This window comes from Thalassospira mesophila, assembly GCF_002115755.1.
Lineage (GTDB): Bacteria > Pseudomonadota > Alphaproteobacteria > Rhodospirillales > Thalassospiraceae > Thalassospira > Thalassospira mesophila.
In genome coordinates, this window is sequence record NZ_JFKA01000084.1 from 1 (window position 1) to 351 (window position 351).

Here is a 351-nt window from a genome sequence, read left to right on the forward strand (position 1 = left end):
GGATCCGCTTGAGATCCCGTTCCAGCTCGATGCGCATCGCTTTCAGCAACGCCCGCGCGTTTTCCGAAAGCGGTGTGCCGGGCCGGAACACCAGCAGGCAGGCAAAGCCGATGTCCAGTTCCAGCGGCTTGATGGTCAGCCCGCGCGCCAGGTAGTCCAGCGCCATGACCGGATGCACCAGGCCGATGCCGACGCCATGCAGGGCGAACTCGCAGACGGAATTGGAATAGGGCGTCTCCAGCACCGGCCGCAATGCCAGGCCCTGGTCGTGCAGCGCCGTCTCCAGGCGCCGGCGGCTGGCGTCCTCGGGGTTGAGCGCGATGAAGGCGTGCTCGGTCAGGTCGCGCAGCG

General features: G+C 67.5%; 1 protein-coding gene. It reads right to left on the reverse strand.

Annotation, left to right across the window (positions count from 1 at the left end):
• The coding region (locus tag TMES_RS22145) for a LysR substrate-binding domain-containing protein (RefSeq protein ID WP_211276004.1) at positions 1-351 on the reverse strand (351 nt) is incomplete at both ends.